Annotated in this window: 15 protein-coding genes; 4 read left to right on the top strand and 11 right to left on the bottom strand. The window is 71.9% G+C overall.

What is annotated here, in order from left to right; genetic code table 11:
• The first annotated feature begins 180 nt into the window (after window positions 1–180).
• Window positions 181–1,353, top strand: a complete 1,173-nt coding sequence (locus tag LN042_RS14000; protein WP_230051510.1) for a tryptophan dimethylallyltransferase family protein — start codon at window positions 181–183, stop codon at window positions 1,351–1,353.
• A 66-nt stretch (window positions 1,354–1,419) separates the two neighbouring features.
• Here the strand turns inward: LN042_RS14000 and LN042_RS13995 are convergent, their stop codons facing one another.
• The 9 genes from LN042_RS13995 to cynR form a co-directional block, all read right to left on the bottom strand.
• Entirely contained in the window at window positions 1,420–1,752 is a 333-nt protein-coding gene (locus LN042_RS13995) for a carboxymuconolactone decarboxylase family protein (RefSeq protein ID WP_230051509.1), read from the bottom strand.
• Window positions 1,753–2,149: 397 nt separating this feature from the next.
• Complete coding sequence (locus tag LN042_RS13990) at window positions 2,150–3,046, bottom strand: class I SAM-dependent methyltransferase (RefSeq protein WP_230051508.1); 897 nt, start codon at window positions 3,044–3,046, stop codon at window positions 2,150–2,152.
• A gap of 210 nt (window positions 3,047–3,256) precedes the next feature.
• Window positions 3,257–3,493 carry a hypothetical protein gene (locus LN042_RS13985; protein ID WP_230051507.1) on the bottom strand — a complete coding sequence of 79 codons (237 nt, stop codon included), beginning with the start codon at window positions 3,491–3,493 and terminating at the stop codon, window positions 3,257–3,259.
• Between the two features lie 450 nt (window positions 3,494–3,943).
• Window positions 3,944–5,398 carry a cytochrome P450 gene (locus tag LN042_RS13980; RefSeq protein WP_230051506.1) on the bottom strand — a complete coding sequence of 485 codons (1,455 nt, stop codon included), beginning with the start codon at window positions 5,396–5,398 and terminating at the stop codon, window positions 3,944–3,946.
• A 99-nt stretch (window positions 5,399–5,497) separates the two neighbouring features.
• On the bottom strand, window positions 5,498–6,112 hold the full coding sequence (locus tag LN042_RS13975; RefSeq protein ID WP_230051505.1) for a GTP-binding protein: 615 nt from the start codon (window positions 6,110–6,112) through the stop codon (window positions 5,498–5,500).
• Entirely contained in the window at window positions 6,093–6,467 is a 375-nt protein-coding gene (locus LN042_RS13970; RefSeq protein ID WP_230051504.1) for a DUF742 domain-containing protein, read from the bottom strand. Before LN042_RS13970 ends, LN042_RS13975 begins: the two co-directional genes overlap by 20 nt.
• A 73-nt stretch (window positions 6,468–6,540) precedes the next feature.
• Window positions 6,541–6,927, bottom strand: a complete 387-nt coding sequence (locus tag LN042_RS13965) for a roadblock/LC7 domain-containing protein (protein ID WP_249801031.1) — start codon at window positions 6,925–6,927, stop codon at window positions 6,541–6,543.
• A gap of 17 nt (window positions 6,928–6,944) precedes the next feature.
• Entirely contained in the window at window positions 6,945–8,504 is a 1,560-nt protein-coding gene (locus tag LN042_RS13960) for an ATP-binding protein (protein WP_372495734.1), read from the bottom strand.
• 779 nt (window positions 8,505–9,283) lie between these two features.
• Window positions 9,284–10,195: a transcriptional regulator CynR gene (gene cynR / locus LN042_RS13955; protein ID WP_230051501.1), complete on the bottom strand. Its 912-nt coding sequence runs from the start codon at window positions 10,193–10,195 to the stop codon at window positions 9,284–9,286.
• Window positions 10,196–10,321: 126 nt separating this feature from the next.
• Between cynR and LN042_RS13950 the strand changes: the two genes are divergently transcribed.
• The 3 genes from LN042_RS13950 (at window position 10,322) to LN042_RS13940 (ending at window position 12,084) form a co-directional block, all read left to right on the top strand.
• Complete coding sequence (locus tag LN042_RS13950; RefSeq protein ID WP_230051500.1) at window positions 10,322–10,909, top strand: carbonic anhydrase; 588 nt, start codon at window positions 10,322–10,324, stop codon at window positions 10,907–10,909.
• A 119-nt stretch (window positions 10,910–11,028) separates the two neighbouring features.
• Entirely contained in the window at window positions 11,029–11,499 is a 471-nt protein-coding gene (gene cynS / locus LN042_RS13945; protein WP_230051499.1) for a cyanase, read from the top strand.
• An 84-nt stretch (window positions 11,500–11,583) separates the two neighbouring features.
• The gene (locus tag LN042_RS13940) at window positions 11,584–12,084 is read left to right on the top strand and encodes a nucleoside deaminase (RefSeq protein ID WP_230051498.1); all 501 of its coding nucleotides are present in this window, start codon (window positions 11,584–11,586) and stop codon (window positions 12,082–12,084) included.
• 221 nt (window positions 12,085–12,305) lie between these two features.
• Here LN042_RS13940 and LN042_RS13935 read toward each other — a convergent pair whose 3' ends face one another.
• Together LN042_RS13935 and LN042_RS13930 are read right to left on the bottom strand one after the other, a co-directional pair.
• Window positions 12,306–14,024, bottom strand: a complete 1,719-nt coding sequence (locus tag LN042_RS13935; RefSeq protein WP_230051497.1) for a flavin monoamine oxidase family protein — start codon at window positions 14,022–14,024, stop codon at window positions 12,306–12,308.
• A gap of 100 nt (window positions 14,025–14,124) precedes the next feature.
• A complete protein-coding gene (locus LN042_RS13930; protein ID WP_230051496.1) occupies window positions 14,125–14,850 on the bottom strand; it encodes a TetR/AcrR family transcriptional regulator in 726 nt (241 codons plus the stop codon).
• Window positions 14,851–14,955: the final 105 nt, after the last annotated feature.

Here is a 14,955-nt window from a genome sequence, read left to right as displayed (position 1 = left end):
CGCAGGCCCGGGCACGCGACGATTCGGCTACGTTCGAGCAACAGCTTGGCCGAAACACGTACCTGACGGTCACTCAGGTAATCGACCTTTCGGCAAAGCACGAACCAGGACCGGCCGCCGATGAGATGATCGCGCACGCTTCGGCCGACCCACTCGCCCCACACACCTCACGGAGACCCGATGGAGCCCCAGAGCCTCGAGGCGGGCACCGCAGCCGCCGTCTTCAGCGCCGATACCGGCGTGATCCCCGAGATGATCGGACGCCCGTTACGCTTCGACTCCACCCGCTACCGGCTGACCGACACCTTCGCCGAGGTCGCCTGCGACCGGGTCTGGCGCGCCCACCAGAGCCTCGGGCTCACCGGCGAGAGCCGCGAGTCGATCCTCGCCCTGCTCCAGGACCTGACCGAACCCTGGGGGCGCCTCCCGGTCGGCGTGCCGCCGGAACGCGCCTGCTGGGTCTCCATCGACGGCATGCCCTTCGAGCCGTCGATCGCCTGGCACGACGCCACCGCTGCCGTCCGCCTCTCCATCGAGCCACCCGGCGACGGCACCGCCATGAGCCGGATGCGCGACGCGATGGCCTTCACCCGGCGGCTCGCCGGTCGGCCGGGCGTCTCGATCGACCGGCTGCTCGCCGTCGAGGACCTCTTCACCGAGGACGACCCGCAGGGGTTCTTCACCTTCGCCCACGCCGTGGCTTGGCAGCCCGACGCGCCACCCGCGTACAAGGCCTTCGTCAACCCGGCGGTGGCCGGCCGGGAGCAGTCCGCCGCACGCACCGAGCAGGCCATGCTCCGCCTCGGCCTGGAACGCCCTTGGCGCGCCCTCGTCGACCACCTGGGCGGCCGTTTCGACCCGGGCCACGAGCCGGTCGCCCTCGCCCTGGACCTGGTGGGCGACGAGGAGTTCAGAGTGCAGCTGTACCTGGCGCACTCCGGGGTGAGCGCGTCTGAGATCGACGCCAAGGCGGCGGTAGCCCGCGACCACGTCCCCGGTCTGTTCGCCCGAGCACTGCAGCAGATCAACGGTCCGCACGACGCCGCCGCCTGGCAGCGCAAACCGCCGGTCACCACCTTCACCCTCGACACCCGGCACGACCTCCCGAGCGCGACGATCTACGTCCCGCTGATCCCCGTGCACGACCACGACGCGGCCGCCCGCGACCGGGTCGCCGCCTTCCTGCGCGCCGAGGGCTCCCCGGCGGCCGACGGCTACGTCCGACTGCTGGACGACCTCGCCGACCGGCCGCTGACCCAGTCGCTGACCCAGAACTTCCTGTCCTACCGGGGCGGCGACGCCTCGCGCTTCTCCGTCTACCTCGCCCCCGGCACCTACCGCCCAGCCGGTTGACCACACGGGTGCGTGCGCTCGCGCCGGGTGCCGGCGCGGGCGCACGAAGGCACCGGACCAGGGCGGCTACAAGCCGCCCGAGCTCCCGGCCTCGGCGTCCGTCACGGCGATGGCGACCCCGAGCGCCTCGGTGATGTGGGTCGCCGCCGACATCACCCGGGCGGTGCCGACGATCGGCGCGATCGCGACGAGCACGTCCTGCAACTGGCTCGCGGTCATGTGCTCCCGCACCGCCGGTCCGAGGTGCGCGAGGTACGACACGGCCGGGGCGTCCATCGCCGCCAGTGCCGCGATGCGGGCGAGGACCAGCGTGTCGGGGGCCAGGCCGCACCGCTCGATCGAGTCGGCGGTCATGGCGAGGAGGGTGTCGAGGACGGGGGTCTCAGATGCGGTGGCCATATCCACCACCTCCAGTTGTGGTTGCCGCGCAAGCCTGCGCTTCCTACTCGCGACAGGGGCATCCTGAGCCTCCTGCCCTCACACGACCGTAGGCAGCCCCCGGACCGCACGCACGGACAGTGGGCCGTCCGGGTGAATCTCCCAGGTGGTCCTGGCAGGACGAGGCGATCGACGGCGTGCTCCTCCTGATCCATCGCTGCGGCACGCTCACGAGCCGGGCCGGCGGCGCCCCGTGCCCCGGTGGCGACCGCCCTGCGGCCGTGCACACGTCGCCGCATTCGTCCCCGCACATGCGTCGGCGAGGAAAGGCTCGGGTGATCAGGCGCCCGCTCCGCGCGGCCTCCTCGTGTGCGGTGCGCGCAGAAAGGCGGCCGGGCCGGCCGGTATGCATCCGGCCCTATGCGTGCGCGGCGTCCCGCCCGTTCGCCTGCTGCTGCGGCTCCTCGCCGCCCGGCCGCTCGGCGAAGTCGAGTACGGTGACCGAGGGCAGCCGGGCGGCGAGCGGCGGCACGGTCAGGGCCAGCGGCAGCAGGGAACCGAAGATCCCTCGGCCACCGACCGGCCGCACGCCCCGCACCCCGACCACCGCGGGACTGGCGGTGCGCAGCTTGCCCCGCTCGCCCGCATCCATCCCCCACGGCATCGGCGGCACCCGGTAGCCCCGGCTGCGCAGCTTTCCGCGCACGGTGAGGCGACTGAACCAACGCGGCACCGCATCCAGCACCAGCGAGCCGCCCGGGAACCGCTCGGCGCAGCCGGCGATCAAGGCCCGCACCTGAGCCGGCGGGAGGTACATCAGCAAGCCCTGCGCCGTCACCAAAACCTCCTGGCCGCGGTCCACCTGGTCGGCCCAGGTGGCCAGGTCGGTGGCGTCGGCGGCCAGGTAGCGCTGGCGCGGCCCGGGCGGGAGCAGGCGCTCACGCAGGGCCACCATCTCGGGCAGGTCCACGGTCAGCCACTGGGCGCGCCCGTTGTCAATCCGCCAGTAGTGGGTCTCGAGTCCCTCCCCCAGGCAGACCACGGTGCCCCGAGGCTCCCGGGCCAGGAAGTCCGCGATCTCCCGGTCGAAGCAGGCCACCCGCACCGCCTGCATCTGCGCCTGGAGGTCACTGGTGCCGAACTTCTCGGCGAACGGGTAGTCGATCCGGTCCACCAGCTCCACAGCCTTGGGGTCATCCAGCAGCGCATCCGACCGCCGGGCCTCCACGGCACGCTGGTAGAGCGTCCACAGCGCGGTCTCGGGCACTGCGTCCAGCTCGACCGGCAGCAACGCCGACGACTCGTCAGAAGCCATCCCCAGGTCTCCTATGTCCACACGTTCGACGGGTTCTGCCGTCCAGTCTGACACCTGATCAGCTCGGTGGCCCGCTCGCCCAACGCTGAAGAGACCTCACTCCACCCCTGCCCAGACCTCGCGCACTCCCCCTCGCGGACCTCGATGGGCCCACTCGTCCAACAGGTGCGGTTGACGGGCTCGACCGTGCCGATCCGGACGACCGGAAGGTCAGCCGTCCCACTCGTCCTCGCGCTCGTGCTCGTCCTCGCCCTCGCCCTGCGACGGCTCCCAGACGACCAGGTACTCCTCGACCTCCTCGGCCGTGCAACTCGGGCAGACCGGCGGCCCCTGCATGGCGATCCCCAGCTCCGGTCCAGCCTGCAGCGGCAGCCAGTCGCGGACCAGGGCCTGCCCGCACCGCGGACAACTGCCCCACGGCGCGCCGTGACCGGCCGACTCGCCCATACCCGGATGGTAGCGCCGGCGCTACCCGGACACCGAAGATCAGCGGACGCCCAACGGTACCGGCACGCGACCGCCTCGGAGCGGAGTCGGATCTTCGACCCGGCGGGACGGCCGGCGGCGCGCCGAACCGCACCCGCAGGCGCGGCGCTCCGACGCACGGCCGGGCGATCGCCAGTCCCTGCGGAGCCGGTGACCAACACGGCCAGGCGATCACGGGTCCCTGCGGAGCAGTGGCCGGCCTGACGGTCCGGTCACAGTGAGGCCGCCCGGCTCCTCACCGCGTGGGTGCGAGTCCGCTCCGGGCCGAGCCTGCTCCCGGGTCGTCGAGCGGGCGGCGACGCCGATCAGGGAACCGGCGGTGCCGGGCCGTCATCGGCTCCCCGCGGCGCCACGGGCATCGCCTGCCGGTCCGGTCGCCGGGGGCGCGGGCCGGCAGGCGGGTTCTTCCCCCTACCGCCGAGCGGACGCACCTCCACCGCGCCGGAACCTGCTGATCCGGGTGGCCCACCAACCGGTCCGCTGCCGGGGGACGGCAGGGGGCTCGCCCCCGGGCTCCGGTGCGGACGGCCGGGTGGTGGGCGGTGCGGACGGTGCCGTCGGCCGGACGCTGGGCGCGCCCGGCGTGGTGACCGGCGACGCGGTGCCGCGCTGCGGGGTGAACCGCACCGGGAGGGCGACCAGGTGGCGGCTCATCCAGGACGATGTCCAGGTCAACTCGTTCTCAGGGATGGCAAGTTGGATATCCGGCAGGCGGGCGAGCAGGCTGTCGACGCCGGTCTCGGCGATGGCCCTGCCGATGTCCTGGCCGGGGCACTCGTGCGGGCCGCTGCCGAAGGACAGGTGCGCGCGGTTGCCGAGGAGCGGCTTCGAGGGATCGGGTCGGACTGCCGGGTCGACGTTCCCGGCCGCCAGACCGAGCAGGAGCATGTCGCCCTCCTTGATCTGCTGGCCGCCGAGTTCGGTGTCGCCGGTGGCCCAGCGACCTGCCATCAGCAGGAACGGTGGGGAGTCCCAGAGGACTTGGTCCAGGACGTCGGGGAGGGTCATCTGCCCGCCCGACAGATGGGCGCGGAAGCGGCGGTCGGTGAGCACGACCTTCAGGGTGTCGGAGATCAGGTTGACGGTCGTCTCGTTCGCGGCGAGCAGGACCGTCCGCAGGTGCTCGAGCACCTCGTCGTCCGTGAGGCCGGCTTCGTGGTGGAGCAGCCAGGTCACCAGGTCGTGGCCGGGCAGGTCCCGTTTGCGGTCGATCGTCCGGCGCAGGATGGTCACGACGTGTTCGTTGCTGGCGACGGCCGTCTCGGTGCCCTTGAGCAGGTCGCGGGCGGCTTCGACCAGCCGCGGCCCGTACTCTTCGGGCATCCCCAGCAGTTGCGTCATCACCAGCATCGGCAGGTGCTCGGCGTACTGGGTGACCAGATCGGCGTGGCCGACCTGGCTGAACTCTTCGATCAACTGGCCGGCGAAGCGGGTGACGTAGCGTCGGATCCCGCGTCGGTCGAAGCGGTTCAGTGCGTCGGTGACCGCCGCTCGCAGCCGGCGGTGCTCCTCGCCGTCCGCGAACACGCAGATCGGCTGCCAGGCGACCACCGGCATCACCGGAGAGTCCGGCGCGACCAGGCCGCTGCGGAAGGCGGTCCAACGGCGGGAGTCCCGGGAGAACCGGGAGGGGGTCCGCATCGCGGTGAGGTTGGCGGAGTGGCCGAGGACCAGCCATGCCTGGAGGTCGTCGGGCAGCAGCACGGGTGCCACTTCGCCGTGTTCGGCGCGCAGCTTCTCGTACAGGCCTGCCGGGTCGGCCTCGGCTTCCGGTCCGTGGAGGCGCCGGAGTCCGTCAGGGCGTGCGTGGGCGGGGCACCCGGGCGGCGGGGTGGGAAAGGGGTCCTCAGGAAGCTGGGTGGTCACGGATTCTCCGGGTCGGCAGGGGCGGTTCGCCCGAACAGGGGGATGCGGACGGGTGGGGCGACGATGGACGACGACCGTCGCCGGCTCGGTCGGCGGGCGTCACACGGGCTGGGCGGACAGGTCGTACAGGTAGCGCATCAGGGCCATCAGGACGTCGCGGCTGGACTCTCGGCTGCGCGCGTCGCACCTCACGATCGGGACTTCGGCGGGCAGGTCGAGGGCGGCCCGCAGTTCCTCGGTGGGGTGGTCGGGGGACCCCGGGAAGGCGTTGGTCGCGACGACGAACGGCACGCCGCGGTCCTCCAGCCGGCCGAGCACGTCGAAGCTGACCTCCAGCCTGCGGGTGTCCACGAGCACGACCGCGCCGAGGGCCCCCTCGAACAGCCCGTTCCACAGGAACCAGAACCGCTCCTGTCCAGGGGTGCCGAACACGTAGAGCACGAGTTCGTCGCTGATGCTGATCCTGCCGAAGTCCATCGCGACCGTGGTGAAGCTCTTGCGCTCGATGCCGGCTGTGTCGTCGACACCCGCACCGGCCTGCGTCATCGTCTCCTCGGTGGTCAGCGGCCGGATCTCGCTCACGGAGCCGACCAGGGTCGTCTTGCCGACGCCGAAGCCGCCCACGATCACGACCTTGACCGCCGTGGCGACCGAGGCCGGGAGCAAGTCCTCCTCCTGCGGCCCCGGTACCGACTCAGAGCCGCTGAAGTCCATGGATCACTGCCTCCAACAGGGAACGGGCGGGAAGGGCCGCCTTCGGGATGGGCGCGCGGACCTCGATCCGCTTCTCGGCGTGCAGGTCCGCCAGCAGCACGGTGACCAGGCTCGCCGGCAGGCGCAGGTAGGCGGAGACCTCGGCCACGGAGAGCGGCGAGCCGCAGATGCGCAGGATCGCCGCGTGCTCGGGCTGCATCGTGGGGGTGGGCTGGGAGCGGGAGATGATCAGGGTGACCAGGTCGAAGGTGGTGTGTGCGGCCAGCGGGCTGCGGCCTCGTGCGATCACGTAGAGACGTTCGGGATTGCCTTCGTCCCAGTCCTGATCGACGGTGTCCTGATCGGCTGCGCTCATGCCCGTGCCCTGCTGTGCTCATGGCCGGATCCACGTGGTGCGCATGCGTTGGGCGTCCGGCCGGTTCGCCCGATCACGCGGTCGGCTCGCTGCTGCGGACGGGCGCGCTGAGGTGCTCGCCGATCCGTGCGACCAGATCCCGCATCCGCTGCCCCACCAGACCGGCATCCACCCCCTCGTCGGCCAGGACCGCGAGGTAGGCGCGGGGACCGGCCGCCATCAGGTAGAAGAAGCCGCCGCTCACCTCGATCACCACCAGCCGCATCCGGCCATCGCCGTGCGGGAACTCGTGTCCCACCGCGGCGGCCAGGCTCTGCAGGCCCGCGCAGGCGGCGGCGAGGCGGTCGGCGGTGTCGGGGTCGGTACCGTGCTGGGCCATCCGCAAGCCGTCGGCCGAGAGCAGGACGATGTGCCGGGTGTGCGGGACGCCCTCCGCCAGGTCCCTGAGCATCCAGTCCATGTTGCTCCGTTGCTGACTCACTGCTCCCCCTTCCCTGGGGACTCTTCACTGGTGTGGCCGCCGCCGGTCGCGGTGGACGGCGCACGGCCGTTCACCCCGTCGTGGAATGCGGCGAGCCACATACCGGGCTGGACCGGTTCCGGGGCCGGCTCGCGGACCTGGGCACGGGTCGGCGCTCCCGCGCGGGACGGTGCCGCGTGCCGGCGGCGTTGCGGCAGGCCGTTGGGGGTCCGGTCACCCACCACCGGAACGGCATCGGGCCCTGCCGGCTCGGATTCCGCCGTGGCGCGCGGCAGGGGTCGGTGCGACGAGCGTGCTGCGGGAACCGGTGCCGTCGCCGGTCCCTGACGGCGCGGCCCGGCCGTCGAGGGCATCGCGGTACCGGGGGCCGGCCGGGACTCTGAGGCCATGCCGCCGAGACCGTGTGCCCGACCGGTGGCCGGTGCCGTGGTGATGAGGTGCTGAGGAACGATCAGCACGGCACGCACGCCACCGTACGCGGAGGGCCGCAGCGAGACCTGGAATCCGTAGGCGTGCGCGAGTCTGCCCACCACGGCCAGGCCCAGTCGCGGCGTTTCGCCGAGGTCGTTGAGGTCGAGGCCGGCCTGCGCCTCGTGCAGCATCCGCTCGGCACGCGCCCGGCCTTCCTCACCCAGGCTCAGGCCGCCGTCCTCGATCTCGATGGCGATGCCGGTCTGCACCTCGACGGCGGTCAGATGGACCCGGGTCTGCGGTGGGGAGTAGCGGGTCGCGTTGTCCAGCAGCTCCGCCAGCGCGTGGATCAGCGGTTCGACCGCCGGGCCGACGATGGCGACGTCGGACACCGGGTGCAGTTCGACGCGCGTGTAGTCCAGGATCCGTGACATGCCCCCGCGCAACACGCTGTACAGGGGCACGGCCGCGTTCCACTGCCGGCCGGGGCGGGCGCCGCCGAGCACGGCGATGCTGTCCGCGAGCCGGCCGACCAGCGCGTTCCCGTGATCCAGGCGCAGCAGATCCTCGAAGACGGCCGGGTCCGTGCCGTGCCGGTCCTCCATGGCGCGCAGGTCCACCGCCTGCCGGTGGACGATCGCCTGCACGCGGCGGGCGATGTTCACGAACGCCCGCTGCGCGGACTCGCGCATGCCCTCCTCGTTGTCGACGGCCTCGAGGACGGCCCGGAGTACCGCCAGCCGGGCCTGGTGGAACTCCGGGCCGGCGACGGTGTCCGTCGTTTCGAACGCCGTCAGCACGTCATCGGGGAAGTCGCCGCGCTGGAGCCTGGCAATCGCCTCGGGCAGCGCGACTCGGGCCAGCTCCACCATTCCGGCTTCCTGCCGCGCCAGCCGCCGGAGCAGCTCCTGCTCCTGCCGGGCGCACTGCTCGCGCACGACGGCGACGGCGTGCCGGCGGCGCAGGGTCTCGACGACCGCCCCGGCGGCTCCCACCAAACCGCACCAGACGATCCCGGTCCGCGTTCCAGGGGATGCCGCCGACGCGGCAAGAACACCGGTGGCGGCCATCACGACCGCGGGCGTGAGGCAAACCAGGACGGCAGTGGCGAGCCGACTTCCGGGGGACGATCCGGCACGAAGCATCAGCATCCTCAAACGGTCGAATGGGCTACGGAAAGGGCAGCGCGGGCGGCCGGCTCCGCGGGCACGGGCGGACTGCAGGCAGGCGGGCGGCCGGCTGCCCGCGCCGGCCCACGCCACCTGGTGCGAAGGGTGGTTCAGCAGGCTGAGAGCGGCAGCAGCATAGCGGGCTGACGAATAGCTGATGGTCAGTCAAAAAGACTGTCCCTCAGTGCACTTGGCGCGCGAGCCAGGTACGCGTCAGGTCTTGCTCGGGCCCTCCCTGCGGCGTTCCCGCAAGGCTTCACCCTGCCGCGCACGAGCCGGCACCAGCCGCAGGCCGATCACTCAACACTCGTCCCAGGCTCGTGGCCCGCGCTCGCTGCAGCAGTCCTCCCTGAAGCAGATCCACTCAAGAGGGTGACTTTTGCGAGGACCTACCGCGCCATGACGATTTCAGTGGTACAGGTGGGCCCGCCGGCCCGTCCTGAGCGGCCGGTCATCGTGTCTCCACTCCACCGGCTCATCCGGTGTAGCTGTACTCGTTGGACGAGAAGGTGGGGGTCAGGTGGCCGTAGGTCAGCACCCGGACGTTCACCGTGGTGGGTGCGGTCGGGCTCCGGTCGCGCATCGGCGCCCGATACTCGGGCAGCGTTGCGGCGGCGTTGGTTCAGGCGTTCGACCCAGCGCCGCCGCGCCCAGCCGCCCGCCTCGGCGAACCCGGTGGCGGACCCATTCGGTCGCGGCATCCGCTGAACGTCGACGACGGCGGTGCCCGGACGGGGTGGCGATCGAAGTGGCGCTCAGGACGGCTGTGCGTACCCGCGGGTGCGGACGAAGTCGTGGGTGAGGTCGGTGAAGGCGCGGGTGGCGGCGCTCTGGTAGGCGTCGGCGCGTCGGAGGAGGGTGACGGTGCGGGTGGGGAGGGGCGGGTCAAGGACGACGCGGGCGAGGCGGGGGTGCTCGTGGGTGACGGCGTCGGGGAGGACGGTGGCGAGCGGGGTGCGCTGGACGATCTCGGTGAGGGCCTGGACCGAGTTGGCCTCAACGGCGATGCGCGGGCTGACACGGTGCTGTGCGAAGTAGCCGTCGATGTGACCGCGAGTGGCGAAGTCGCCACTGAGCAGCGCGAGTTGCCGGTCGGCGAGGCCCCTCACGGGTAGCGGACCGGCCTGGTCGGCAGCGGGACACCGGGTGCCGGTGACCAGGGTGAGCGCCTCGGTGAACAGGGCGGTGGCGGTGACGCCGGGCAGATGGCGGCCCTGGAAGGCGATGCCGAGGTCGAACTCGTCGGTCAGCAGGCCCGCTTCGATGCGGTCCTGACTCGCCTGCCGCACGGTCAGCGCGATGCCGGGGTGGCGGGTGTGGAGTTCGGCGGCGAGCGGACCGACGAGGTAGGCCGTGAACGTCGGCGTCACCGCCAGCCGCAGCTGCCCGCGGGAGAGGTCCTTGACGTCGTGGATGGCGCGCTCGGCGGCAGCCAGGTCCCGCAGCGCGCGCCGGGCGTGGTCGGTGTAGACGGCACCGGCGTCGGTGAGCCGGACCGTGCGGCCGGTGCGGTCCAGGAGCCGGGTGCCCAGGGTCCGCTCCAACTGCTTGATCTGCTGGGAGAGCGTGGGCTGCGAGATGTGCAGTTCCTCGGCGGCCCGGGTGAAGTTGCCGTGGTCGGCCACGGCGAGCAGATAGCGCAGGTGGCGCAGTTCGAGAACAGCCATGGGAAGGATTATAGATATGACCTATAGCTCCCATGGCTAATGGCTCTTGGACTCTATAGACGCAGGTCATGCATGGTGGATCTCACCGGCCCACAAGGGCGGACCACCACCTGAAGGGAGTGACCCGTGCAGGACCTCACCGCGGGCGTCGCCCGTTTCCAGCAGCACGTCTTCCCGGCCAAGGCGGAGCTCTTCGCCCGTCTGGCCACACATCACGCACCTCACACGCTGTTCATCAGCTGCTCCGACGCCCGCGTCGTGCCCGAGCTGATCACCGGCACCGACCCGGGTGACCTCTTCGTCATCCGAACCGCCGGCAACCTGGTGCCCGCCCACAGTCCTGTGGCCGACGGGGTGGCGGCGAGCATCGAGTACGCCGTCGCCGCACTGGGCGTGAAGGACATCGTCGTCTGCGGCCACTCCGCGTGCGGCGCGATGACCGCCCTCGCCCAGGGCCACGACCTCAGCCATGCCCCGGCCGTCGCCGCCTGGCTGCGGCACGCGGACGCCTCCCGGGCCCGTGCCACCGCCGGCAGTGGCGTTCTCGCCCTGGTGCGGCAGAACGTGCTCGCCCAACTGGCGAACCTGGCCACCCACCCCTCGGTCGCCCGTGCGCTGGCGAAGCGGGAGGTCGCCCTGCACGGCTGGGTGTACGACATCCCCACCGGTCGCGTCGAGGAGCTGAGCACCGCCGACCCCGTGCTGGCGGCCTGACCCCTCCCCCGGCTCCGGTTCCCCGCCTGCGGTGGCGCGCCAACTCCGCGTCCCGCCACCCCACCCCGTCCCACCCGCCCGCCCGTGAAGTAGCACACTGAGAGAAGGACGTACAGATCATGGTGCACGCCCAGTTCGACCCCACCGCTCGCGAGGCCCTGGCGGCCACCGCCGTCGCGGCCAAGACCCGTAAGGACCTCACCTGGCAGCAGGTCGCCGACGCCGCCGGCCTGTCGGTGGCCTTCACCACCGCCGCCGTGCTCGGCCAGCACCCGCTGCCGGAGAAGTCCGCCGAGGCCGTCGCCGAGCTGCTGGGCCTGGATGGCGACGCGGCGACGCTGCTGCAGACCATCCCGGTCCGCGGCTCGATGCCGAACCGGATCCCGACCGACCCGACCATGTACCGCTTCTACGAGATGCTGCAGGTCTACGGCACCACTCTCAAGGCCCTGGTCCACGAGCAGTTCGGCGACGGCATCATCTCCGCGATCAACTTCAAGCTGGATGTGAAGAAGGTCGCCGACCCCGAGGGCGGCGAGCGCGCCGTGATCACCCTGGACGGCAAGTACCTGCCGACCAAGCCCTTCTGACCCACCCCCTTGGCGGGGCGGGTCACCGTCGGCCCGCCCCGCCACCGCTCCCCATCCCGTAGCCGACACCTCGAAGGGGCAGCCGTGGACTTCATCCAGCGCACCATCGACATCGCCCGCCAGAACGTCGCCGAGGGCGGCCGCCCGTTCGCGACCGTCATCGTCAAGGACGGCCGGATCCTGGCCGAGAGCCCCAACAAGGTGGCCCAGACCAACGACCCCACCGCGCACGCGGAGATCCTCGCCGTCCGCGAGGCCTGCACCAAGCTCGGCACCGAGCACCTGACCGGCACCACCATCTACGTCCTCGCCCACCCCTGCCCGATGTGCCTGGGCGCGCTGTACTACTGCTCGCCGGACGAGGTCGTCTTCCTCACCACCCGCGAGGCCTACGAGCCCCACTACGTCGACGACCGCAAGTACTTCGAACTGGGCACCTTCTACGAGGAGTTCGCCAAGGACTGGGACCAGCGCCGGCTGCCGATGCGCTACCGGCCCCGCGAGGAGGCGGTCGAGGTCTACCGCCTCTGGCAGCAGCGCAACGGCGGCGAGCGCCGTGTCACGGGTGCCCCGGTCGCCGGCTGAGGCACCCCACGCAGCCGAGGGCGAGCCGGCCCGCCTCTCCTCGCCCACCCATGTCCTCGACCGGTTCCGCCGGAAGGCCTGGCACCTGTCAGAACACCGTCGAAGAACCGGCCGGAGATCATCGGGTCCGCTGTTCTTCCCCGCCAGCGCCTGAAGGTGTTCGCCCCGCCTCGCCCGCTCCTTCAAGGCACTTGTGGTGGACAGCCTGGAGGACCTGCGGCTCAGACTTGTGCCGCGATCTCCGCCGCCGCCCGCTCCCCCGACACCACTGCCGCGTTGAGGGTCGCGTTGTCGACGTCGGTGTGCTCGCCGGCGAAGTGGATCCGACCCTCCTGGACGGCCTCGTAACCGGCGATCGTGGTGTACTGCCCGACCTCGTAGTAGTGGTAGGAGCCCAGGTGCCACGGGTCGAGCGACCAACGGTCCTCGTAGGCGAGGCCGTTGAAGGCGGCTGTGGTCCCGGGGTAGACCTGCTCGATCTGGCCGAGGAACCAGTCCACGTCGGCGGCCGGGGCCGGGCCGTGCGCCGCTCCGGTGAGGACCGAGCGTGCGGTGTCCCCTCCGGGGAAGTCGACCAGCAGAGCCGGGCCGCCGTTGCGTCCGAGCTGGACCGAGCCGTCCCAGGCGGTCTGGTAGCCGCTGGGTGCGGTGTTGCTGACGCCGTTGTAGCCGAGCGCCGACCAGGTCTTCGCCTGCACCTGGGTGACCAACTTCGCGTTCTGGCCCATGCCCTGCCGCTGGATCGCCTGCAACTTGAGCGGCGTCAGCCCGGCCCCGGTCAGGTCCACGGCGCGCAGGGTGCTGAACGGCAGCGCGAGGACCAGGTGGTCGGCCTGGACGCGGACCGGTGGGGCGCCGCCGCCGGTGCGGTCGAAGGTGCAGCTGTAGCTGCCGTCGCCGTCGCGCACCACCGCGACCAGCTGGTAGCCCTGTTGCACGGCGCCCGCGGGCAGTTGGGCGACCATCCGGCTGACCAACTGGTCGTTGCCGCCGACGAGGTGGTACTTCTCGTCGAAGCCGGGGTCGCCGTCGAAGGTCGAGGAGTTGCCCAGGAATCCGATCACGCTGATCGCCGAGGACTGCGCGGGTTCGCCGCCACCCTGGATCTGGAGGGACTGGATCAACTGGCTCAGTGCGGAGTCGGTGGGCAGGCCGATCTCGGCCAGGTAGTCGAGGCAGGAGAGCTGGTCGAGCCGCTGCGCCTCGGGGGTCGCGCTGTTCCAGCGCGGGGTGCCCATCGCGGCGTAGGAGGCGGCGAAGGCGGTGTAGGCCTCGGCGACCCAGTCCTTCTGCTGCTGCGAGCCGTCGTACCGCGCGCCGTTGAACCAGCCGGCGTAGGTGCCCGAGTTCAGCGAACCGCCGTTGGCGTACTCGGTCTTGAGCCCGAAGGAGGCGGCGAGCCGGAGCACTGCGGTGTCGGTGGAGCTGATGAACGAGCCGCCGTGCTCGCTCACCGTGCCGTTCGCGAAGTAGCCGCGCAGTGACCAGCACCGGCCGCCGAGGTGGCTGGTGTCGGCCTCGTAGACGGTGGCGGCCAGCGGTCGGGTACCCGTCCAGAGCTGGTGTGCGCAGCGCAGCCCGGCCAGGCCCGCGCCGACGATCACGATGCGCGGCGCGGTGACGGAGTTCGGCGCGGCGGCCGCGCGCGCGGTGCCGGGCAGCGAAGCGACTGCGGCGGCGCCGACACCGGCGCCTGCGGCGAGCAACTGCCGGCGGCTCAGCCGTCCTGCGGCCGGCTCAGCCCGCCCGGCCCGCTCAGCCCGCCCGGCCCGCTCGGCCCGCTCGGCCCGCTCGGCCCGCTCTCCGGCGACCTCGGCGACGGGCATCCCGCGCCGTCGGGCCTCGCCCTCCAGCCAGAAGGCGAGGCCGAGACCGTCCGGCAGTCCGGTGCGGGTGGTGGTGGGGGATTGGATGCTCGATCTGGCAGGTTCCCGGTCCATGGGAGAACCCCTCTCTGTGGGGGGAGAGAACGGTTGACCAGGAGTGAACGGCTCCGCAACGCCGTTGTCAACGGTGTTGTGCAGATTGACCGTTGCCGGACTACGTGGCCAACTCCGCGGCCCGCCGCTCGATCGCCGTGATCAGCGCCTCGACCCGTGCCCGGTAGACCCCGTCCTGGGTGACCTGCGCCAACTCCTCGGCCACCGCCGTGATCTGCGGGAACGCGACCGGGTCGACCAGCCGGTACTCCCGGGTCCAGGAGGCTTCGTCCGCCGCCCGCGCCTCGGCGGAGAAGAGCAGGTAGGCAGCACGCTGGCCGACCAGGGCGAGCAGCGAGTCGCCGACCATCCGGTAGTGGACCGCCGCCTCGGCGCCGGTCAGGCCGGCTTCGGTGACCGCGCCGAGGATCAGCTCCACGACGCGGAACTCGTTGGCCCGGCGGGTGGTCCGGCTGGCCATCGCCGAGGCCACGGCCGGGTACTTGAGCGCGACCGCGAGCGAGCCGTCGGCCAGGGCGCGGATCCGGTCCTGCCAGCCGAGGCCCTCGGGGATGCTGTCCAGCACCTCGCCGAGGGTGCGGTCGGCCACCTCCAGCAGCAGGTCGTCCTTGTCGCGGAAGTGCCGGTAGACGGCGGTCGGATCGGCGCCCAGCTCCTCGCCGAGGCGCCGCACGGTGAAGGCGTCCGCGCTGCCGCGAGCGGCTATCCGCAGGCTGGCTTCGATGATCGTTTCCGGGCTGAGCTGGCTCCCCGAGCGCCGGTTGCGCGCGCGGGCGGGGGGCGCCGCAGCCCGCGGGGAGGACGGGTTCGAGGCTGTATTCGACATGGTGCCGCCAGTGTAACGACCGGATCCCGGGTGCGCGCAACACCGTTGACAACACCGTTGCGCAGCGCTTCACTCCTCCTCACCACCACTCGGGAAGGACCCGCC

It is taken from the genome of Kitasatospora humi, from assembly GCF_020907985.1.
Lineage (GTDB): Bacteria > Actinomycetota > Actinomycetes > Streptomycetales > Streptomycetaceae > Kitasatospora > Kitasatospora humi.
This window is presented reverse-complemented; position numbering and strand designations above follow the sequence as displayed.